This window comes from Rhizobium sp. Pop5 (assembly GCF_024721175.1).
Lineage (GTDB): Bacteria > Pseudomonadota > Alphaproteobacteria > Rhizobiales > Rhizobiaceae > Rhizobium.
In genome coordinates this window covers 291030-312219 of record NZ_CP099398.1, presented here as the reverse complement: position 1 = coordinate 312219, position 21190 = coordinate 291030, and the positions used below count along the sequence as shown (strand labels likewise).

Annotated in this window: 15 protein-coding genes and 3 pseudogenes; 10 read left to right on the top strand and 8 right to left on the bottom strand. The window is 58.2% G+C overall.

What is annotated here, in order from left to right:
- Window positions 1-55 precede the first annotated feature (55 nt).
- The 7 genes and pseudogenes from nifK to NE852_RS01435 all read left to right on the top strand — a co-directional run bounded on the left by nifK (window position 56) and on the right by NE852_RS01435 (window position 7467).
- Window positions 56-1598: pseudogene (gene nifK / locus NE852_RS01465) on the top strand (nitrogenase molybdenum-iron protein subunit beta).
- A 58-nt stretch (window positions 1599-1656) separates the two neighbouring features.
- Window positions 1657-3147 carry a nitrogenase iron-molybdenum cofactor biosynthesis protein NifE gene (nifE, locus tag NE852_RS01460; protein ID WP_011053415.1) on the top strand — a complete coding sequence of 497 codons (1491 nt, stop codon included), beginning with the start codon at window positions 1657-1659 and terminating at the stop codon, window positions 3145-3147.
- 9 nt (window positions 3148-3156) lie between these two features.
- Window positions 3157-4512 (top strand): nitrogenase iron-molybdenum cofactor biosynthesis protein NifN, encoded by a 1356-nt coding sequence (gene nifN / locus NE852_RS01455; RefSeq protein ID WP_004672660.1) that lies wholly within the window; start codon window positions 3157-3159, stop codon window positions 4510-4512.
- Window positions 4509-5003, top strand: a complete 495-nt coding sequence (nifX, locus tag NE852_RS01450; protein WP_008536565.1) for a nitrogen fixation protein NifX — start codon at window positions 4509-4511, stop codon at window positions 5001-5003. The genes nifN and nifX overlap by 4 nt, the downstream gene beginning before the upstream one ends.
- 3 nt (window positions 5004-5006) lie before the next feature.
- A complete protein-coding gene (locus tag NE852_RS01445) occupies window positions 5007-5495 on the top strand; it encodes a NifX-associated nitrogen fixation protein (protein WP_037145513.1) in 489 nt (162 codons plus the stop codon).
- Window positions 5496-6160: 665 nt separating this feature from the next.
- The gene (locus tag NE852_RS32595) at window positions 6161-6313 is read left to right on the top strand and encodes an IS66 family transposase zinc-finger binding domain-containing protein (RefSeq protein ID WP_196411598.1); all 153 of its coding nucleotides are present in this window, start codon (window positions 6161-6163) and stop codon (window positions 6311-6313) included.
- A 221-nt stretch (window positions 6314-6534) separates the two neighbouring features.
- Window positions 6535-7467 carry a cation diffusion facilitator family transporter gene (locus NE852_RS01435; protein WP_008536567.1) on the top strand — a complete coding sequence of 311 codons (933 nt, stop codon included), beginning with the start codon at window positions 6535-6537 and terminating at the stop codon, window positions 7465-7467.
- Between the two features lie 617 nt (window positions 7468-8084).
- Here the strand turns inward: NE852_RS01435 and NE852_RS01430 are convergent.
- Complete coding sequence (locus tag NE852_RS01430) at window positions 8085-8813, bottom strand: carbonic anhydrase (RefSeq protein WP_167862650.1); 729 nt, start codon at window positions 8811-8813, stop codon at window positions 8085-8087.
- 620 nt (window positions 8814-9433) lie between these two features.
- On the opposite strand from NE852_RS01430, the pseudogene NE852_RS01425 reads away from it, so the two are divergent.
- From NE852_RS01425 to NE852_RS01415, 3 genes and pseudogenes are all read left to right on the top strand, one after another.
- A pseudogene (locus NE852_RS01425) lies at window positions 9434-9682 on the top strand (biotin/lipoyl-containing protein); the annotation flags it as partial.
- Window positions 9683-9787: 105 nt separating this feature from the next.
- Window positions 9788-10789 carry an IS30 family transposase gene (locus NE852_RS01420; protein WP_008536871.1) on the top strand — a complete coding sequence of 334 codons (1002 nt, stop codon included), beginning with the start codon at window positions 9788-9790 and terminating at the stop codon, window positions 10787-10789.
- Between the two features lie 127 nt (window positions 10790-10916).
- Window positions 10917-12225 (top strand): annotated as a pseudogene (locus NE852_RS01415) (helix-turn-helix domain-containing protein).
- Between the two features lie 230 nt (window positions 12226-12455).
- On the opposite strand, the gene NE852_RS01410 reads toward NE852_RS01415, so the two are convergent.
- The 7 genes from NE852_RS01410 to NE852_RS01375 all read right to left on the bottom strand — a co-directional run bounded on the left by NE852_RS01410 (window position 12456) and on the right by NE852_RS01375 (window position 21145).
- A complete protein-coding gene (locus NE852_RS01410) occupies window positions 12456-15479 on the bottom strand; it encodes a C48 family peptidase (protein WP_258155585.1) in 3024 nt (1007 codons plus the stop codon).
- A gap of 723 nt (window positions 15480-16202) precedes the next feature.
- A complete protein-coding gene (locus NE852_RS01400; RefSeq protein WP_374991986.1) occupies window positions 16203-17759 on the bottom strand; it encodes an IS66 family transposase in 1557 nt (518 codons plus the stop codon).
- 98 nt (window positions 17760-17857) lie between these two features.
- Window positions 17858-19450, bottom strand: a complete 1593-nt coding sequence (locus tag NE852_RS01395; RefSeq protein WP_008536638.1) for an IS66 family transposase — start codon at window positions 19448-19450, stop codon at window positions 17858-17860.
- A gap of 74 nt (window positions 19451-19524) precedes the next feature.
- Window positions 19525-19869 carry an IS66 family insertion sequence element accessory protein TnpB gene (tnpB, locus tag NE852_RS01390; protein WP_008536637.1) on the bottom strand — a complete coding sequence of 115 codons (345 nt, stop codon included), beginning with the start codon at window positions 19867-19869 and terminating at the stop codon, window positions 19525-19527.
- Window positions 19866-20216 carry a transposase gene (locus tag NE852_RS01385; protein WP_225897245.1) on the bottom strand — a complete coding sequence of 117 codons (351 nt, stop codon included), beginning with the start codon at window positions 20214-20216 and terminating at the stop codon, window positions 19866-19868. The genes tnpB (NE852_RS01390) and NE852_RS01385 overlap by 4 nt, the downstream gene beginning before the upstream one ends.
- A 174-nt stretch (window positions 20217-20390) precedes the next feature.
- On the bottom strand, window positions 20391-20738 hold the full coding sequence (gene tnpB / locus NE852_RS01380; protein ID WP_008536947.1) for an IS66 family insertion sequence element accessory protein TnpB: 348 nt from the start codon (window positions 20736-20738) through the stop codon (window positions 20391-20393).
- A complete protein-coding gene (locus NE852_RS01375; RefSeq protein WP_008536946.1) occupies window positions 20735-21145 on the bottom strand; it encodes a transposase in 411 nt (136 codons plus the stop codon). Before NE852_RS01375 ends, tnpB (NE852_RS01380) begins: the two co-directional genes overlap by 4 nt.
- Between the last annotated feature and the right edge of the window lie 45 nt (window positions 21146-21190).

Below are 21190 nucleotides of genomic sequence, written 5' to 3'. Positions count from 1 at the left end.
GATGACATCCCATTGCCGCCACCGGTGCGGCGCGATGAAAAGAAAGGTGCTTACTATGCCGCAGTCGGCGGAAAAAGTTCTCGACCATGCTCCCCTGTTCCGCGAGCCGGAATACAGGCAGATGCTCGCCGAGAAGAAAGCCAATTTCGAATGCCCCCACCCGGATCAGGTCGTTGCCGATCAAAACGACTTCACGAAGACCTGGGAGTATCGCGAAAAGAACCTGGGCCGCGAAGCCCTGGTCGTGAACCCGGCCAAAGCCTGCCAGCCGCTCGGTGCCGTCTTCGCAGCCGCAGGCTTTGAGCAAACGATGTCCTTCGTCCATGGCAGCCAGGGCTGCGTCGCTTATTACCGTTCGCATCTGTCGCGTCACTTCAAGGAGCCTTCATCGGCGGTCTCGTCCTCGATGACGGAGGACGCGGCAGTGTTCGGCGGGTTGAAGAACATGGTCGACGGGCTCGCCAATACATACAAGCTCTACGATCCGAAGATGATCGCCGTCTCGACCACCTGCATGGCCGAAGTCATTGGAGACGACCTCCACGGCTTCATCGAAAACGCAAAGAACGAAGGGTCGGTCCCGCACGACTTCGATGTTCCTTTCGCCCACACGCCTGCCTTCGTCGGCAGCCACGTCGATGGCTATGACGGCATGATCAAGGGCATTCTGGAGAACTTCTGGAAAGGCAACGAGCGGAAGGAGGTTGCTCAAGCCATCAACATCATTCCCGGCTTCGACGGCTTCTGCGTCGGCAACAACCGCGAACTGAAGCGCCTGCTCGACATGATGGGCGTATCCTACATCTTCATCCAGGATGCCTCCGACCAGTTCGACACGCCGTTCTGACGGTACGTACCGCATGTATGACGGCGGCACGAAGATCGAGGACTTGAAAACGGCGTTGAATGCCGAAGCGACCCTGTCGCTGCAGCACTATAACACGCGCAAAACGCTGGAATATTGCAAGGAGGTCGGTCAGGTTACGGCTTCGTTCCATTATCCGCTGGGTGTTCAGGCGACCGACGAATTCCTGATGAAGGTCTCGGAGATTACCGGCAAGGAAATTCCTCCGGCAATCGGCCTGGAACGCGGCCGTCTCGTCGACGCTATGGCAGATAGCCAAGCCTGGCTGCACGGGAAGAAATACGCGATCTACGGCGATCCTGACTTCGTCTACGCCGTTGCCCGGTTCGTCTTGGAAACCGGCGGTGAGCCGACCCACTGCCTTGCTACCAACGGCACGTCGGCCTGGGAAGCCGAGATGAAGGCGTTGCTCGCATCCTCGCCCTTCGGCAAGGATGCCCAGGTCTGGGCGGGCAAGGACCTGTGGGCGTTGCGCTCGCTGCTCTTTACCGAGCCGGTTGATCTTATGATCGGCAATTCCTATGGCAAGTATCTCGAGCGCGACACCGGCACCCCATTGATCCGGCTGACCTTTCCGATATTCGACCGGCACCATCACCACCGTTTCCCGCTCATGGGCTACCAGGGCGGCCTGCGCGTCCTGACGACGATCCTCGACAAGATCTTCGACAAGCTCGATCGCGAGACGAGCGAGCCGGGTGTGACGGACTATTCTTACGACCTGACCCGCTAGGAGCGGCGGCGGTCGGCCTTGTGAGGCCGGCCGCCTTCATCTGAACTTGGAGACCGCAATGCCCTTGCTCAATGCTAAAGTCCAGGATGTCTTTGACGAGCCTGCCTGCGAGAAGAACCGCAGCAAGGATTCCAAGGCGCGCAAAAACGGCTGTTCGAAGCCGCTGATCCCCGGGGCGGCAGCCGGCGGATGCGCTTTCGATGGCGCCAAGATCGTGCTGCAGCCGATCACCGACGTCGCGCACCTGATCCATGGGCCTCTCGGCTGTGAGGGCAATTCCTGGGACAACCGCGGATCGGCTTCCTCAGGTCCAACGCTCTGGCGCACCAGTTTCACGACCGACCTCACTGAAACCGAAGTGGTGATGGGGCACGGCGAGCGGAAACTTTTTAAAGCAATCCGCGAGATCAAGGAGGCCCATGCTCCACCGGCGATTTTCGTCTATTCGACCTGTGTGACAGCATTGATCGGCGACGACATCGAGGTCGTCTGCAAGCGGGCCGCGGAAAAATTCGGCCTTCCGGTGGTGCCGGTCAACGCACCGGGCTTTGCCGGCTCCAAGAACCTTGGCAATAAGCTCGCCGGTGAAGCGTTGCTCGATCATGTGATCGGCAGCGTAGAGCCGAACGACGTGACCGCCTACGACATCAATATCATTGGTGAGTTCAACCTATCCGGCGAGTTTTGGCTGGTAAAGCCGCTTCTTGACCGGCTGGGGATCAGAGTAAGGGCCTGCATTCCAGGAGACGCCCGATATCTTGACATTGCTTCTGCGCATCGCGCCAAGGCGTCCATGTTGGTGTGCTCGACAGCACTCATCAACCTCGCCCGCAAAATGGAGGAGCTGTGGGATATCCCGTTCTTCGAAGGCTCCTTTTACGGAATTACCGACACCTCGGAAGCACTCAGACAGATCGCCAAGCTGCTCGTGATGCAGGGGGCGGATCCCGAAATCCTCGAGCGCACCGAGGCATTGATCGCGGAGGAGGAGGCGATTGCCTGGATGAAACTCGCAGCATATCGACCAAGGCTTGAAGGCAAGCGCGTGTTGCTCAACACCGGCGGCGTCAAGTCCTGGTCGGTTGTCCATGCGCTGATGGAGGTGGGCATCGAGATCGTGGGCACCTCGGTCAAGAAATCCACGCCTGAAGACAAGGAACGTATCAAGCAACTCCTGAAAGACGAAAACCACCTGTTCGAGTCAATGGCGCCGCGCGAGCTTTATAACATGCTCGCCGACGGTAAAGCCGACATCATGTTGTCTGGCGGGCGCACGCAATTCATCGCGCTGAAGGCCAAGACACCTTGGCTCGATATCAACCAGGAACGCCACCACCCCTATGCCGGCTATGACGGCATGGTGGAGCTCGTTCGCCAGATCGATCTTGCTATTCACAATCCGATCTGGATGGAGGTGCGGGAGCCGGCACCGTGGGAATGCCAGCATGCGGTGGAAGAAGAACTGACGAATACCAAGAGCGAGAACGAGACTGGGTACGTCTTGCAAAACTTTGTCGGCGCGGTCGCCGGCAGCTTCTGCAAGCGTTGAGGAAAGCCGATGGTTCAAGTCTTTCCCCAGACCAAATCAGCTGCGGTCAATCCGCTGAAATCGTCGCAGCCGCTCGGCGCCGCGCTCGCCTTTCTTGGCGTCGAGCGTGCCGTGCCGCTGTTCCACGGCAGCCAGGGCTGCACCAGCTTGGCGCTGGTACTTTTAGTCCGGCACTTTAAGGAAGCCATTCCCTTGCAGACAACGGCATTGGACGCAGTGGCGACCATTCTTGGCGGCGCAGGCAATCTGGAAGAGGCGATCCTAAATCTCAAGAGGCGCGCAAAACCCAAGCTGATCGGAATTTGCACGACAGCCCTGGTGGAAACCCGCGGCGAAGATTTCGCAGGCGATCTCGCCAACATCAAGCGGGATCGTGCCGATGAGCTCGCGGGTACGGAGGTTGTGCTGGCGAATACCCCGGATTTCGAGGGAGCGATCGAAGAGGGATGGGCGAAGGCCGTCATCTCTATGGTCGAGCGCATCACCACTCCAGGCGAGCAGAGCCGCCACCAAAAGAAGATTGCGATCCTACCAGGATGGCATCTGACAGTCGCTGACATCGAGCTTCTGCGCGAAACGGTCGAAAGCTTCGGTCTGAAGCCGGTGATCCTGCCGGACATTTCCGGCTCTCTCGACGGCACGGTGCCCGGCGATCGTTGGGTTCCGACCACCTATGGCGGTACTCCCGTCGACGAGATACAAGAGCTTGGCACGGCGGCGCAATGTATCGCGATCGGCGAGCATATGCGCCGCCCCGCAGAGCTACTGCGGACCCGGACGGGAGTCCCTTACGCATTGTTCCAGTCGCTGACAGGATTGAAACGAGCCGACCGGTTCGTCTCGTTTCTTTCTGAGATTTCTGGTGCGCCGGTGCCAGCAAACATCCGCCGTCGCCGAGCACAGCTGCAGGACGCCCTGCTCGACGGACATTTCCATTTCGGAGGCAAGAAGATCGCAATTGCTGTGGAGCCGGACCAGCTCTACCAATTCGCTACCTTCTTCACCGGCATGGGCGCCGAAATCGCGGCAGCGGTCACCACGACCGGCACCTCAAAAATACTCGCGGAAATGCCGGCCGAATCGCTCCAGGTCGGTGATCTTGGCGATCTCGAAGAACTTGCCGTCGGCGCTGATCTTCTCGTCACGCATTCGCATGGACGACAAGCGGCGGAGCGCCTTGGGATTCCGCTCATGCGGGTGGGCTTCCCGATATTCGACCGACTCGGCAGCCAGCATAAGCTCACAAGTCTCTATCAGGGAACGCGCGACCTGATCTTCGATGTTTCCAACATCTTCCAGGCCAATCAGCGCGCGCCGTGTCCTGGATCGCTTGATCCCTCCCGCAAAGGAGAACTGCCTAGATGATCGCCGCTCGTCGCCTTTCCCTCGTCCCTGACGGGGTTCACTCGTCAGCTCCAAAACGGAAGGCTGGCGCGTTGCGCGTCGCAATCGCCACTCAAGATATGAAATCTCTCGACGCCCATTTCGGATCGGCAAAACGTTTCGTCGTCTATGATGTGAGTCCCGACGACTGGAAACTGGTGGAAGTCCTGGACTTCGAAGACGTTTCCGACCAGAGCGGAAAGCATCGGAACGAGGACGTCGATCGTATTAACCCGAAGGTGAAGGCGTTGGAAGGTTGTCACTTATTGTTCTGTCTGGCGATCGGTGGGCCATCGGCAGCCCGAGTTGTTTCGGCCAAAATCCACCCAATTAAAGTATCCGATCCTCAACTGATCGAAGATGTTTTGTCGCGAACTCGGGCGATGCTCAGGACTACTCCGCCACCCTGGTTACGCAAGGTGCTAACCGAAGCAGGCGCCATTGAAAAGAAGCCTTTCGATGAGGAGGACTAAGAAATGGGTACATTGACAGGAAGTACGGATGGCCCTGCTGTCAACGAGGATGGGGATCTCGCCACCCCTTTTCTCAGATGCCTGATAAGGCTCATTCGCGCTCAGGATGCCCATGGGGCGTGGGAAGGCAAATCGGACACTGACCTGCTGGCCGACTTCATCCTCACCAAGGAGCAGCGCCGTAAGATCCCGATCATAGGCGATCCGGATCCGTATGTGCTGTGGAGGCTACAGAACTTTTACAGTTGCGTGGGGCTTGTGATCGAAGAGTGCACAGGCCTGTTGGCATCGCCGATCATGACGATCGGCCATGAGGGCTTCGGCCGCTTGCTTTTGACGACTGGACGGTTGGTCGTTCTGTCGAAGACCCTGCGCGATGTCCACCGGTTCGGCTTTGAGACGCTAGGCAAGCTCGCCGAGACCGGCACGAAAATGGTCGATGACGCTATTGAAGTTATCGAAACCTATCCCGACGTGGCGCGGGCATCATGAAATCAATTTTCGAGGAAAGAGATCATGTCAGACATTGTGGAGCAGCTGAAGAAGGTCCGCAAGCTGCAGTCCCGCGCCGCCGCTGCCAAAATCTCAGCATTTGCAATGGCCAGAACGAGAGTTCGATGGTGAGCTCACTGGCATGATCATGGCTCTCAACCACGCGGCGGTTGCCGCCTGAAGAACTGCCAGACTCTCGTTGCCGCAGACGACATTGCTGCGCAATCTCGCGAACAAATTAGGAGAACGGTGTTGCGTTTCACAATCTTTTGCGGCCTCCTGCTGCTCGTCGTCTGGGCGAAGGCACTAACGAGTTACTTCGTCTGGCATTCCATCCACGAAGTCATCGTTGCAATGGTGGCTAGTTTGTTGCTTCTTCAGTGGGCGTATATCGCAAGCCTGCTCTTTTCCATCTGGCAATCCAGCCGTAATTGCAGGAGTCGCCAAAGGGCTAGACGATCCGATCATCGCTAGACTAGAACGTGGTGTCAGCCACAGCCTATCATGAGGGCGAAAACCTCGGCGTTCTTTGGAACGCCTCTCATCAAATCAGATCCAACCATGAGTCAACGGAATTCGAACCTGCCGGATTACGTGGATGCGTCGAGAGCCCTATCGCCGCGCAAGCTCTGCAACCTCGGCCGTGCCATGATGACGTGTAACAGGTGGCCTGCTCATGCCCTATCTGTGGTGGCTCCGACTTCATTCGCGGCGGCGAGACCGTCAGCGAAGTGCTGGACTATGTTCATGCGTCCTTCCGTGTCGTGCATCATGTCCAGCCCCGCTTTACCTGCAAAGCAAAATTGGCCCTTGTTTAGATAGTCGAGGCCGCACTGCCAGAACACAGCGAGGCGATTTTGTCTTGTGGCCAGGTATGTGAAAGACGCTCATGCGAGCCCACTGGACAGGAGAGGTCAGCATTTGAATTTAAAAAGGTACCTTGATCCAAAAGTGGATGTGCTCGCTTCAGTAGCTGAATTGGATGGTCTGTACCGCGTCCAGAGGACCATAAAGAAACGTAAGTTATAAGGCTGAGCCTATGAATTTCATGAGAACGGAGCAGGGGCTTCTCTGCGTTTCAATTGCCGTTACCATCCTCCTTGCCTGCATCGGCATTTTGTTCGGGATCATTTCAGGTTCGTTCGCAATCATATTCGATGGTGTCTACGCATTGACGGACGCTGCTATGACTGTCGTAGCTCTGCTTGTTACAAAGCTCATCGCGTCATCCGAAGCGCCCTCCAGCAAAGGAAAACTTATCGAGCATTTCACGATGGGGTTCTGGCATCTTGAGCCCATAGTCTTGGCTCTCAACGGCATTCTCATAACCGGGTCGGCTGTTTACGCACTTGTCAACGCAATCGGCAGCATTTTGCATGGGGGACGTCCGCTCAACTTTAGTCAAGCGATCGTCTACGCCGTCGTAACACTCGGTGTGACAGCCACCATGGGGGTTATTGGTGATCGAGCTAATCGTAAGATCAAATCTGATTTCGTTGCCCTGGATACGAAAGCTTGGCTGATGTCCGCCGGGCTAACGATCGGGTTACTCGTCGCGTTTGCCATCGGATATTTAATTCAGGGGTCTTCTTACGAATGGATCTCGCCGTTTATTGACCCGGTCGCGCTGGCATTAATCTGCATTGTGATCATTCCCATTCCGGCGGGCACGGTTCGGCGAGCGCTCGCCGACATACTGCTTGTTACGCCATTAGATCTCAAACAACAAGTTGACGCGGTCGCCAAAACAATCATCGAACGACATGGATTCATATCCCACCGGGCTTATGTGGCCCGGGTCGGCCGAGGCCGGCAAATCGAGCTACATTTCGTTGTCTCAGAGGACCTCCCGGCGAGGAAATTGCAGGAATGGGATAAGATCCGTGACGAAATCGGGCTCGCGATTGGTAACGAGGGTCCGAGTCGTCGGCTCACCATCGCCTTTACAACCGATCCTGAGTGGGCGGATTAGGATTTTGAACCGAATTTGGAGCCCTGTATCGCAGGCATTCCATAACGGGCGTGATCCTCGAACCGGATGCATAGCTCGGCGTTTTTTCCAGCCACCATGCGTCAATTTCACGGTTCGTACCAATCTTCGATCAATGCGGCCAGTTTCGATGCCGTAGTTTTCCGTTATGCCTCCAGGCGCGATACTCGATTCAGCGAATAGGGTTGGCTGAACCCAGATCGCGCCTTTGCGTTCAAGCTCCACAGGCGGTTTCGCCGTCTTGATCTTGTTGAGATCCTGCCGGAGGCCGATTGTCTCGCGTTCTTTGAAACGAGCGACGCCTATGTCCTTGTACTGGCTCAGGAGGGCGCGGCCCAGCTGCCCAGGTTCCGATAGATGTCATCGCGCAGCTGTCGGACCTGTCGATTGAGCTCACCAAGTTGCGCAGGGGTATGGTCAGAAATTTCCAGAAGAGCGTCGCCCAGGCAGCCAGCTCGCGACCTCAGCTCCGGCCCGCGTCGGTCAGTGTAACCCGCCGGGAGATGCTGCGGGCGGCAAGGGTCATCAGCGACTATGGTTCCGCGAACGCGACGAGGCGCCCGCGGATAGCCGTCGGCAACATGAAGTCGCCTCGTAGGTCAGACCTTGTGCAGAAAATCGACCACGCCGGTATCGAGATCATAATAGGCGGGCACGATCTTCACCTTGCCTTCCTCGACCAGGCGAGAAACAATCGCACTTTCCGTGAGGATGCGCTCGGCGCCGTTGAAGGCATTGGCATGGACGGTCTTGTCGACAAAATTGTCGCCGCGATCGGTCTCCCCCAAAGCCACGGGCAGGATCGGCTGGGTCATCTTGCCGATTGAGCCATCGAGCTTGGTGCCCTTGGACACGACCTCGCAGGCGGCGGAGACCGCCCCGCAACGCTTGTGGCCCATGACGACGATCAGCGGCGCATGCAGATGTTCGGTGCCATATTCGATCGTGCCGAGCACATCGGTGTCGACCACGTTTCCGGCATTGCGGGCGACGAAGAGTTCGCCGAGCGTCACGCCGCCGAATACAAGTTCCGGAACGACACGGCTGTCGGAACAGGTCAGCACGATCGCCCAGGGTGCCTGGCTCTTGGCGACGTCCTGCCGGCGCTTGGAAATATTGGCGGCGCAGGCTTCCGTGTCGGCGACGAATTTCTTGTTGCCTTCCTGGAGTTTTGCCAGTGCTTCATCCGGCAGAAGGGCGGGAGCGTTCGAGGCGAATGCCGGCATGGTCATGTCAAAGCCTGCAGTCATGACGGCCACGCCTCCGATGCCGGCAAATTTCAGCAGGGAGCGACGGCTGAGTGGGGAGGAATTGCATTCAAAGCACATGGTATCGGTCCTTTTGCAATATCCGGGATGGCTGCGGAGAAATGGCACCTGCTCCAAGTCATGTCCGGCAATTCTCCGGGAATCGGAGAATGGCCGATTGGTTATGCCTTGATATGGCACTCATCAAGCGGAATTTTGACGCATCGGAGGAGCTAAGCCAATCCTGGAGTATTGCCCCGGCCGGACGGTAGATCAACCCGGCCCTGACGGGTTCTGGCGAGGGATGCTCATGCGCGGCATATTGGGTTGCAAGGGACCCTTTGGGCGCTGCCTTCTGCTTCTTTAGTGGCTCCGCTGCCGCCGGCGGGATCGCATTCATTAACTCACTCGGGAACCTAGGAGCATTTGTGGGGCCGTTCGTTATAGGGTATCTCCGTAGTCAGCCCGGAGGTTTTTCCACAGGCCTATACGCTTTGGCAATCATGGGCCTAGCCGCGACAGTCATGTTGATTTTCCTCCTGCGCCTCCTGCGCCAAACTCGATAGAAACAACCAGATGTTCTTGTGTTTGTTGTCACGTGAGCCGAGCTGGTTAGGTGCACAACGAGATGCGGCTCGGGTCCGCGAGGAACCAACAGCAAGAGCTCGCAAAATTCCTCAGCGTCACCGGCCGCCGTCTTCGCACCCAAGGCCGAACCCGGCAATGCCGCTCATGTCGGCGCACCGATGCCGGGCGCCATCTCGCGCGTCTTTGTGTCGCCCGGACAGGCGATCAATGCCGACGATGTGCTGGTGTCGACCGAAGCGATGAAGGTGGAAACGGCAATTCACGCCGAGGAGAACGGCACGATCGCCGAAGTTCTCGTCAAAGCCGGCGACCAGATCGATGCCAAGGACCTGCTTGTAACTATCGCGGCCGGTTCAGCGTAAAGTTCCATAACGTTGATTATGCTATTTGGTGTTTGTAGCCGGTACATTCTATTTCCAAGTGCGACATGCCAGAAAAAACAATGGCTTCCCCTTGGAGATTTTGGAATGTCCCGATGCTATTTGCAACTGACCCTCGCCGATCGCCGTCGGCTGCACCAGCTTGTCGAACGCAAGGTGCCGGTCAATGAGATGGCCCGCCAGCTCGGCCGGCACCGCTCAACGATCTATCGCGAGATCAGGCGCAATACATTCCATGATCGCGAGCTTCCCGAATATAGCGGCTACTTCTCGACGGTTGCCAACGACATCGCCAAGGACCGGCGGCAGCGCCTGCGGAAGCTCAGACGGCATCCGCAATTGCGCGACCTGATCGTCGACAGATTGCAGGCCTCCTGGTCGCCCGAGCAGATCGCCGGCCGTCTATGGGCGGACGGCCTCAGCCTCGTTAGGATTTGCGCCGAGACGATCTATCGCTTCGTCTATTCCAAGGAGGACTATGGGTTGGGCCTCTATCGTTACCTGCCCGAGGCACGTCGCAAACGCCGTCCCCGCGGCTCCAGGAAACCACGCGACAGCGTGTTTCCTGAGGCATGCAAGATATCGCAACGACCTGATTTTATTGACGATCGATCGCAATTCGGTCATTGGGAGGGTGACCTGCTGATCTTCCGACGTGATATGGGTCCCGCCAACGTCACCTCACTGGTCGAGCGCAAAAGCCGCTATACCGTCATGATCAAGAACCAGAGCCGGCACTCGCGACCGATCATGGACAAGATCATCAAAGCATTCTCTCCCTTGCCGGCATTCGCACGCCAGAGCTTCACCTTCGACCGCGGCACGGAGTTTGCCGGATTCAGGGCTTTGGAAGATGGCATCGGCGCACGCAGCTGGTTCTGCGATCCCAGCGCACCGTGGCAGAAAGGCGCGGTGGAAAACACCAACAAACGTATCCGCCGCTTCATGCCAGGCGAGACGGACCTGACGGCCATCTCGCAGCAGGACCTGATTCAGCTCGCTCGCCAGCTCAACGATCAGCCTCGCAAGTGCCTCGGCTATCGAACGCCAGCCGAAGTCTTCCTCACACATTTGCAAGACGGGGCCTGATCCCCTACCCTTAAAAACGGCATGATGCGCTTGGGTTAGATTCTCCACCGCAAAGTTAGAATGTCCTGATTCTGCAAAGTAAGAATGTCACTCTCTCCCCGTTTTCGATGACGGCGGAGATTTGCGGATGGGATTGATAGCGATGAGCGAGCGTGATCTGCAGCGGATCGCGGTTTTGTCGAAGGTTGCCGACGGCCGCATGACGATGGTGTCGGCGTCGCATGTGCTTGCTCTCAGCGAGCGCCAGGTGCGGCGGCTGTTGGATCGCATCAGAACGACCGGTGCGGCATCGATCCGGCACAAGGCGATCGGCCGGCCGTCGAACAACCGGATCAGCGATGGTGTTCGCGATTATGCGGTGACGCTGGTTCGTGAACGTTATGCGGATTTCGGTCCGACGCTGGCGGCCGAGAAGCTTGCCGAGCGCGATGGATTGCGTGTGTCGCGCGAGACGTTGCGCAGTTGGATGTCGGAGGCCGGCCTGTGGCTGTCACGCAAGCAGCGGCGGACGTTTCATCAGCCGCGCTTGCGGCGCGAAGCCTATGGCGGGCTGGTGCAGATCGACGGGTCCGAGCATCGCTGGTTCGAAGATCGTGGAGATCCGTGCTCGCTCCTGGTGTTTGTCGACGATGCGACGGGCCGGTTGATGCAGTTGCGGTTCGTGCGCTCTGCCTTTTATTCCGACAAGCACTCGGTCTTCCGGGTGACGAAGAAGGAGGCCAAGGGTGGTCAGGGCATGACCCAGTTCGGGCACTCTCGGAGCTAAATATCGAGATTCTCTGTGCAAACTCCAGCCAGGCCAAAGGCCGTGTCGAGCGGATGAACCGGACGCTGCAGGATCGTCTGGTCAAGGAATTGCGACTGGCAGGCATCGACAGCATGGAGGCGGGCAATACATTTTTGCCTGGCTTCATGGAGGACTACAATGCGCGGTTTGCGATTGTCCCTGCCCGATCAGACGATCTGCATCGGCCGATGAATCTGGCTCCGGGTCGGTTGGCCGAGATCCTGTGCAAACGCGAACAGCGTTATGTTGGAGCGCAGCTGACGTTTTCGTTTGAGCGCAAGCGGATCATGCTGGTGGAAAGCGAGGTGACGCGCGGATTGGCCGGCCGCTATGTCGAGACCTATGCCTATGCCGACGGCCGGCTCGATGTACGATGGAAGGGACATTCCCTGCCCTACAAAACCTTCGACAAGGACCAGCGGGTGACGCATGCGGCGATCACCGAGAACAAACGGCTCGGCGACGTTCTGTCTTTGATGACCAACAGCGAGATGAACGGCTATGTGCGACGTGCTCACGGTCCGGGAATATCAAGGAGCGTCAGGAGCAGCCGTCGAAGCCGGTGGTACGGCGGAAGGATTTTACGAACGATCCGGCCGTCATCGAACGCCATAAAGCTGCGCTGGCAAAGCGCGATGCTGCCGAGTGAGGCGTCGATCGCATCGTCTTAAAGCTAAAGCCGATGGGCGCCCCTCACCCGCCCCCGCTCCGCCCTTTCAACCCGGCCCAGCCGGTCGGATCGGGGCTGATCATCAAGAGCCAGCGTCGCGTTTCTAACTGGCTGACAATGTCGCCCCTCTAATCAGCTTTGACAGCAATTGTAACCGCAAAGTTAGAATGTAAGAACGACTGGCATCTATTGCTCGATCCATCTCCACCCTATTGCAGGAAAAGGTAAATGTCGCTCTGCATGCCTGATGGCCCCAGAGTGGCCGTGTAGGGCACACCATGGATACTGAAGTTGGTGGGTTTGTCCGCGCTCGGCAGCAAGTCAAACAAGTACATTGCAGGCAGAAGGTCATCTGGTACCGGTTGATTGCCGTGTTGCCAGCTCGGAGGGACAAATCCTCCCAAGTCGTCCACAGGCAGCGTGTACTGTGGGGTGCCGAAGATCGATGCCCCCAAGCTTTGCTCCCATGGTGCGTCTGGCGGATTGACGCTTTGCACCGGTGAATAGGCAGCTGACGGCAAATCCTGCCGGAAGGTCGCTGTATTCCAGCTATCGGGAAGCTGGCCGGGTTGACCCACTCCATGCCAAAACTCTGCGGGATCGGCGATCTGTGTGGAGGACTCCGGTTCAGCCGCCGCAGCCCCCGCTCGAGCACTGTTGGTCGCGGTGCTCAGACGTCGTTGGAGTTGCTCCCGATCGGCGACGAGGTTGTCGAGGTGCAGCACGGCTGGCCGGTCTCTTCGCGCCAGACGTCTAACGAGCGCCCGCGTGCCGTCAACCACGAAGACTCCGCAATCATAGCCGTTCCGCTGTTGGGTCATGCGGACGGGCTCCAGACGGGTACCCAACCTTTGTGCGAGCATTGCTGCAAACTCGTCGTTCTGGCCCCGGAAGGAGTCATAGTGATAGGCAGCCGGCCCCTCGCGGTTGCGACGGTCAACGAGTAGCAGCGACCAATGGGTGCCGCGGTGATCAGGATCCGAAGCACTGGCATCGCTCACTGGAAGGAACAGGAAGTCGGCTGTATCTCTTCCATTCTGATCATTAACGATGCGCTGGAAAGCGCTCAGCGCGGTGCTCTCATCGCCCAGGCGCAGATGATAATGGGCTATCAGGGGATCGATAAGCCGCGTCCTGGCTGCGAGATCCGGATCGTTTCGCTGCAAGTCCTGCATTAGCAGCTCATAATCCGTCTGGATATGCTGGTCGCCCAGCCATTCGATATGGTCGAGCGACAATCCGCTGCGGCCTTCGATCGATGGATCAACCTGCTGCAGCGGCGAAGTTGATCTGAACTCGGCACGTGAATCCGAACGGCCGTCCAGACCGGCCGGTTCGCGGCCACTTGCCGGCTCAGGGGACAACCCCGACGCTGCGTTCGCCTCAACGACTTGCTGGTACTGCCGAAGCCGCTTGAAAGAGATAGTGTGTTTTCCCATGTCTTCGGTGAAGTCTTGGTAATCTTTTTTCAACGACCATTGCTGCTGATCACTGCCGTTGAGCCGGCTCGCTATGCTCTCCCTACCCCTGGTTTGCAGCCAATCACCAAACTTTCGCTGATTGCTGACCAGCTTCGAGACGACTATCCTCTGCGAAGTCGAGTCCGATCCGAGCTTGCTCAGCTCTTCGTTGGCCAAGGCATCAATCATGAGGGCGTCGTCGGGATAAGGATTATGCTGTTTCAACTGCGACTCAGCGCCTAGATACTGCCGCAGCCGATCGAGACTCACGTTTATTTTTACTTCAACGTTAGTAGTAAATTCCCTAAAATCGTCCTTCAACGACCGTTGCTGCTCATCACTGCCAGTCAGGCGACTGCTTATGCTCCCCCGACCATTCTTTCGGAGCCAATTACTAAACCTCCGTTGATTGCTGGCCAGATTCAAGACGCCTTTCCTCTTGGAAGTCGAGTCCGGTCCGAGCTTGCTCAGCTCTTCATTGGCGAAGCCATCAATCATGCGGGTGTCGTCGGGATAAGGATCATGCTGTTTCAACTGCGACTCGGCGCCTAGATACTGTCGCAGCCGATCGAAACCCACGCTTATTTTTACTTCAACGTTAGTAGTAAATTCCCTAAAATCGTCCTTCAACGACCGTTGCTGCTCATCACTGCCAGTCAGGCGACTGCTTATGCTCCCCCGACCATTCTTTTGGAGCCAATCACTAAACCTCCGTTGATTTATCGCCATATTCTGGACAACTTTCCTCTTGGAAGTCGAGTCCGGTCCGAGCTTGCTCAGCTCTTCGTTGGCCAAGCCATCAATCATGAGGGCGTCGTCGGGATAAGGATTATGCTGTTTCAACTGGGACTCGGCGCCTAGATACTGCCGCAGCCGATCTAAACTCACGACCACTTTTCCCTCGGCCTCGGTAAATTTCCTAAAATCCTCCTGCAACGACCGTTGCTGCTGATCAGTACCCGTGAGTCGGCTGACTATGCTCCCCCTACCCTCCCTTTTGAGCCAATCGCTAAACTTTCGTTGGTTACTGGCATTTTTCTGAGAAATCGAGACCGGTCCGAACTTACTCAGCTCTTCCTTGGCCAAGCTATCAATGACGCGGGCGTCATCGGGATAGGGATCATGAATTCGGCGGCCCATCAGGCGCGGCCCAGCTCCAACGGCTTGGAGTTCTTGCCCCTCAGGTCCGAGCCTCCTGAAATGAGACAGCGCTGAGTTAAGACGGTTCTGATCGTCCTCACCGCTTGCCCAATAATCCGCGATATCAACGGCTAGTGAATCTGGATCGTTTAAAAACCGAGAAGCCATCGAATCTCTGTTCTCTGCTCGGAGCCAACGAGCGAACCTCCTAAGAATCCCTAAATTGTTCTCGACGGTAGCCTCGGGAACCCTTCCGTCCCCTCGGCCGATGCTACCGTCGGGTAGAATTTCATAGCCTCGGACTGCTTCCGCGAACTGGTTGATGCGGGTCTCGTCATCGGGATGCATGTCCCGGTCGGCGGGGCGACCACGCTTGGCGCCGACGCGAACCTTGGTTGAGGCCACGTGAGTCTCCGTTGCGGCATCGACGTCTTGCTGCCCCGAACCCCTCTCCGGCGCCAGCGACTGCGGCGTCACTCGCATCGAACCGCCCACGGATCTGCGACGCGGCACACGGTCGCCGGCGTCACTATCGTGCGAACCGAGGCGTAAGTCGCTCGGATCCTGTTCCATGTCTCGGCTCTCTGAATAGTAGTCCTCGATCCAGGCGTCCGTATCGAAAGCTCCGGTCACGCCTTCGATCCACCCACTTACTTCGCGAGAATCGTCATCGCGCGGCTGGTTCCGTCTTGGGTACATCGATGCCGGTCCTCCGGAAATTCAAATTTGGAACCTCGATCCTAATGCCCGCCGACCGCCGCCCAGCATGCTAAAGCCAGATCCAATCATGCCCTCAAGGCATGGCCGAACACCATATGGCGACGGCTTGCCGACAATCGTCTGCACTCGACCATCAGGCCGGCACATGGCTTGAGAGGCTCGCCAGCAGTTTCGGGTGATGTGTGGAACATGCAGCGCGAAGGGTGCCGTCAGAATTTCCGATTCCAACCAATCTTTCCGCCGGCCTTTCTGATTTCGCCGCCTCAGGCAACGGAACCATTGCGGTGTAGCTGCTGACAGAACCCGTTGCGCGCCTGATAGTTATGCGACCTATGGGGCGGCGATCAGGATGAGACGCGCGCGACAATCTGGATGAGATTCTTATGTCGCGGTCGGGATGAAGTTATCATGTTGATTGTCGCTGGCAAGAGCTTCATCGTGGTCTGATTGCCGCTCCGCGACAAACTGTGCGGTGCCTTTGATTGTCGCGAATGAGGCTGGCCTGCCGCGCCGGCGTTTGACCCCCATGGGTGGAACGTCGTCGATAGCTTTCAACGTTCATTTCGAATGATCGTTGCGTGATGAACAAGTCGGTCCACCGCGGCACCCGCGTAAGCATCCGGTGAAGGACGCAGGTCAGGCCGCTTGAGCATCCAGCGCCGTCGGCGTCCAGTTCCACGGAAGCAATTGTTCCAGTTTGCTCGTCGGCGTGTCGGCGATGTTGGCGAGGACATCAGCAAGCCAGGCTTGCGGATCGATGTCGTTGAGCTTTGCGCTCATGATCAGCGTCGCCATGAAGGCTGCGCGATCAGCACCACGATCCGATCCGGCGAAGAGCCATGACTTCCTTCCGAGAGCAAAGCCTCGCAGCGCCCGCTCGGCTGCATTGTTCGTCAGGCAAATTCTCCCATCTTCCAGGAATGACGTGAAGCCGTCCCAACGCTTCAGCATGTAATCGATAGCCTCGGCGACAGGAGAACTGCGCGACAGCTTTGCCCGCTCGGTCCGCATCCAGTCCTCGAGTTCTTTGACGAGTGAGAGGCTGTCGATGCGACGGCGCTGCAGGCGTTCGTCGGCGGCAAGCCCGTTGATCTCCCGCTCGATGTCGAACAGGGCATCGATCCGTTTGACAGCCTCCAGCGCCAGCGGCGAGATCGGCATGGCACGGCTGCCGCGTTTGGCATTCGTGGCAATGTCAGCGAGCACAAAGAACTTGCGGCGTGAGTGCGCCCAGCACAGTGCCTGCGTCAGCGGATCGGGATCGCGGTCAACCTTGAACAGGGGATTGTAGCCGCCATAAGCATCCGCTTGCAGAATGCCGGTGAAGGTCTTCAGGTGGCGCTCGGGATGCTCCTGCCGCCGGTCCCGCGACGCATAGTAAAGAGCTGCGGGTGGTGACTGCCCGCTGAACGGTCGGTCATCCCGGACATATGTCCAGATGCGCCCCGTATCGGTTTTGCCTTTCGCCAGGATCGGCACGGTGGTGTCGTCGCCATGCAGCCGCTCGGCGGCCAGAACATGCGCCTCGATCAACGAATGAATGGGCTTCAGCGCCGCCGCGCAAGCACCGACCTGGTCGGCCAGTGTCGATAAGCTGAGGTCGATCCCCTCTCGGCCATAGCGCTCGCTCTGGCGGTTCAGCGGTTGATGCTGGGCGAACTTCTCAAACAGGATCATCGCCAGCAGGTTCGGCCCGGCAAAACCGCGCGGCGTCACATGGAAAGGTGCGGGCGGCTGAGTGATCTTCTCGCATTCGCGGCAGGAGAACTTCTCCCGCACAGTCTGGATGACTTTCCACTGGCGCGGGATCACCTCCAGCGTCTCGGTGATGTCCTCGCCGAGCTTCGACAGCCTGGCGGAACCGCAGCAGCGGCAACTCGTCGGGGCGGCGATGACGACGCGCTCGCGCGGCAGGTGTTCGGGAAACGGCTTCCGTGATGGACGCTTTCGCTCGAACGCCCGGACTGTAGAAGCCTTGGCAGCAATCTCCGCCGCCAGTTCGTCTTCACCAGCGTCGGCTTCGAGTTCCTCGAGTTGCAGCTCCATCTGCTCGAGAAGTCGCGCCTTGCGCTCGGACCGGCTGCCGTAAAGTTCACGGCGAACCTTCTCGATCTCCAGCTTCAACCGCGCGATCAGCGCTTCTGAATGTGACACGAGCGCCTTGGCACTGGCGGCTTCCGCCTCGGCTTTCATACGCCAGGCACGCTCTTGCGCCAGCAGTGCAAGCGCACTGGCAAGATCGTCAGGAAGCTGTTCGGCCGCATCGTTCGTAAGCGGCAAGCTGAGGCCGTTCAGGCCGTGTAGTTCCATGGCATGAGGGCATCTATCTCGCTGCTGGGCCATCCGTTTGCGAGACGCTCAAGCGTTTGGGTCAGCCAAGCCTGAGGATCGACGGTATTCATTTTTGCCGTTTGCAACAGGGTCGCGATCGTCGCCCATGTCCTGCCGCCGCCGTCGCTACCAGCGAAGAGGCTATTTTTTCTGGTGATGGCTTGAGGCCTGATTGCCCGCTCAACAATGTTGGAGTCAATCTCGATGCGCCCATCCGTCAGAAAGCGCTCGAAGATGTCTCGACGCGAGATGGCATACCGGAGAGCCTCGGCGAGTTTGGATTTTCCCGAGACCCGCGGAAGGGTCGCCTGCCAAAGTGTGAAGAGGTCACGGACGATCACCGCCGAACTCTTCTGTCGCGCCGCGACACGAGCTTCAGGGCTTTGGCCTCGAACGGTTTCCTCGATCTCCCAAAGCTTTGCCATGCGCTCGACCGTCTCTGTGGCGACCTTCGAGCTCTTGGCAACATGCAATTCATAGAACTTCCGGCGGCTATGTGACCAGCAGCCAGCCAGGACAACGCCGTCGTTGCCTCCATCCTTGCGGACCAGTTTGCTGTAGGCACCGTATCCATCGACCTGCAGGATCCCGTGATAGCCGCTGAGGTGCCGCGCAACGCATTCGGTCGCTCGGCTGTCCTCGAAGCGATAGGCCACCATCGGCGGACCGCTGCCTCCAAAGGTCCGATCGTCCCTCGCGTAGGCCCATAGCCACGCCGTCTTTGCCGATCCGGATCCAGGTGCAAGCGTCGGCAAGGTCGTTTCGTCGGCAAAGATCCGCTCTGCCTTCTTGATCTCGTTCAGGATGTAATCAGCAAGAATATCGAGCTCGAACCCCAGCTTGCCCATCCATTGAGCCATGAGCTTGCGGTCGAGTTCGACCTTGTCCCGCGCGTAGATCGCTTCCTGGCGATAGAGGGGTAGACCATCGGCATATTTGGAAACGGCGATCTGCGCCAGAAGTGCTTCTGTTGGAATGCCGCCTTCAATGATGTGTGGCGGGGCCGCAGCCTGGATGACGCCGTCTTCGTTCTTAAAAGCGTATTTGGGACGGCGCGTGACGATGACACGGAACTTCGCCGCCACGACATCTAGCCGTTCGGAGACGTCTTCTCCGATCAGGATTCTTTGCTTGCCCGCGTGTTCCGGTAACTCTTCCGGCTCAATCACCACCTCGACGCGCTCAAGATGCGGTGCAAAGCCCTTGCGTGGCCGCGGTGCGCGTTTGCCATCCGTATTCGAGCTGCCTTTCGTGACCTGGGCTTTAATCGCGGCTATGCCGGTCTCGATCTCCTCGAAGACAAAGGCTTGCTGCTCATCGTCGATAGCCGATGCGCCGAGCTTTTCCGAGCGCCGTCCGAAGCGAGCCCGATCGAAGGCCTTGAGGATCTGCGTCAGCCTCTCGATACGCTCGTCGGCGTCAGCATTGCGGGCCTCCAGGTCATCGACCTGCTTTTCCAAAGCATCGACACGGGCTGCCTTTTCGGCCATGGCAAGGACCATGGCCTTTAGGGCCTCAACATCATCCGGGAGCTCGATCTCGGGTCGCGTCATGGATCTGATCAGAGCATATTTTGCCGTGATCCGCCCGTAGTTTCAGGCCCCTGATTCACTTCGCCGCAGTGGTTTTACCCAACAATCTCAGGCGGTTTGACGGGCGTAAAGCGAACCCGCTTCCAGTCCATTCCATCGACCAATGCCAAGAGCTGGGCATGGTTGAGCTGGACCCGGCTGTGGCCAATGCGCGGCCAGCAGAACTGCGCTTTTTCCAACCGCTTGGCATAAAGGCAAACCCCGGATCCATCCCACCATACAATCTTGATCCGGTCCGCTCGCTTCGCCCGGAAGACATAGAGAGATCCGCTGAACGGATCGCTGCCGGCATCTCGAACCAGCGATAGCAAGCTATCTGGCCCCTTGCGGAAGTCTATTGGATGGCTCGCGAGAAAGACCTTTACGTTCGACGGGATCATGCCGAGCGCACCGCTCGGATAACCCGTTGCAGGTGTGCTTCATCGATCCCAGCGCCAGCCCGGATCACAACGTCGCCGATGATCACGTCGATCACCGCAAGCGCACCACTTGACGTCGTTCTCGATACCGTAGCCTGATCCTGCCGCGCAGATCGGCGTCCGTCACGAGCATCACGGCGCCAACCAAATAGCTGTGAGGGATGTATCTCTAGGCGATGTGCGATCGCCGAAACACTGGCGCCGGGCTCCATCGCCTCGGCCACTGCCCGTTCTTTGAATTCGTCGGACCAGCGCCGCCGAAACTGTCGCGGCGCACCTTCAAGCCGTTCCGGAACGGCCTCGATCATATGGAAGTTTCTAGTTCCAGAGCTAGGCGCGGACATAGAAGCTCACAGTTCGTGAATCGTCTCACCGCAATACCGGAATCGCCGCCATCAATGCCAGACGGGGGCTGCTTGTCGCTTACCATCGTTCATGGTAGGATGGAATCATATTCGACCCAGCCATTCCAGTGCTTTTGCTCATCCTGCCGACGTCGGTCGCCAGGTTTTTTGCGGCATCCGCCAGTCTATACCTTCCAGCAGATAACCGAGCTGCGCCGGTGTGATCACCACCGATCCATCTGCCGCCGACGGCCAGACGAAGCGTCCGCGTTCAAGCTTCTTCGTAAACAGGCAGGCTCCCTGGCCGTCATGCCAGATGACCTTGATCAGGCCACCACCGCGACCGCGGAACACGAACAGGTGTCCGCACATCGGATCGCGCTTCAGCGTCTCCTGCACCATCAGCGATAGACCGGGGAAGCCTTTGCGCATGTCCGTATGGCCTGTCGCCAGCCAGACCTTCACACCACTCGGAACCGGGATCATCTCCGTTCCAGCACGACATCGAGAATGCGGCCCAGCGCCTCGGTATCGATGTCGCTGTCCACGCGAATACGACGGCCCCGACCCAGCTCAATCGTCACATCGCTACGCTTCCGGCGGGACTGCGATGGGGCGGGCGGCCCCGAGGGAATGGGCGTGGCTGGAGGCGCGGCCTCGGACAGGATCACCGGCACCAACGTGCTCGCCGTTTCCGTCTTCGGCTCCTCGATTTGGCAAAGCTCCTTGCGCCAACGGAAAAGCTGGCTGACATGGATACCGGCCGCACGGGCAATCTCGGAAAGCACCGAATCTGGCTCAAAGCAGGCCGCAACAAGCCGCTCTTTGTCTTCCCGAGACCAGCGCCGTCGGCGCTCGACAGACGTGATCACTTCAATCGGATGCTTCGTCATAGGACTACTCCTAGTGTTTGCACTAGGACTTCCGATGTTCGTCTC

Bases quoted from the DNA above. Each gene is read 5' to 3' on its own strand.
- NE852_RS01430 (WP_167862650.1), bottom strand. From the start codon at position 8,813: ATGTGCTTTGAATGCAATTCCTCCCCACTCAGCCGTCGCTCCCTGCTG.
- nifX (WP_008536565.1), top strand. From the start codon at position 4,509: ATGATCGCCGCTCGTCGCCTTTCCCTCGTCCCTGACGGGGTTCACTCG.
- NE852_RS01385 (WP_225897245.1), bottom strand. From the start codon at position 20,216: ATGATCGAGGCCGTTCCGGAACGGCTTGAAGGTGCGCCGCGACAGTTT.
- NE852_RS01435 (WP_008536567.1), top strand. From the start codon at position 6,535: ATGAATTTCATGAGAACGGAGCAGGGGCTTCTCTGCGTTTCAATTGCC.
- tnpB (WP_008536947.1), bottom strand. From the start codon at position 20,738: ATGATCCCGGTTCCGAGTGGTGTGAAGGTCTGGCTGGCGACAGGCCAT.
- NE852_RS01375 (WP_008536946.1), bottom strand. From the start codon at position 21,145: ATGACGAAGCATCCGATTGAAGTGATCACGTCTGTCGAGCGCCGACGG.
- NE852_RS01400 (WP_374991986.1), bottom strand. From the start codon at position 17,759: ATGAAAGCCGAGGCGGAAGCCGCCAGTGCCAAGGCGCTCGTGTCACAT.
- tnpB (WP_008536637.1), bottom strand. From the start codon at position 19,869: ATGATCCCGTCGAACGTAAAGGTCTTTCTCGCGAGCCATCCAATAGAC.
- nifN (WP_004672660.1), top strand. From the start codon at position 3,157: ATGGTTCAAGTCTTTCCCCAGACCAAATCAGCTGCGGTCAATCCGCTG.
- NE852_RS01420 (WP_008536871.1), top strand. From the start codon at position 9,788: ATGTCCCGATGCTATTTGCAACTGACCCTCGCCGATCGCCGTCGGCTG.
- NE852_RS01445 (WP_037145513.1), top strand. From the start codon at position 5,007: ATGGGTACATTGACAGGAAGTACGGATGGCCCTGCTGTCAACGAGGAT.
- NE852_RS01395 (WP_008536638.1), bottom strand. From the start codon at position 19,450: ATGACGCGACCCGAGATCGAGCTCCCGGATGATGTTGAGGCCCTAAAG.
- nifE (WP_011053415.1), top strand. From the start codon at position 1,657: ATGCCCTTGCTCAATGCTAAAGTCCAGGATGTCTTTGACGAGCCTGCC.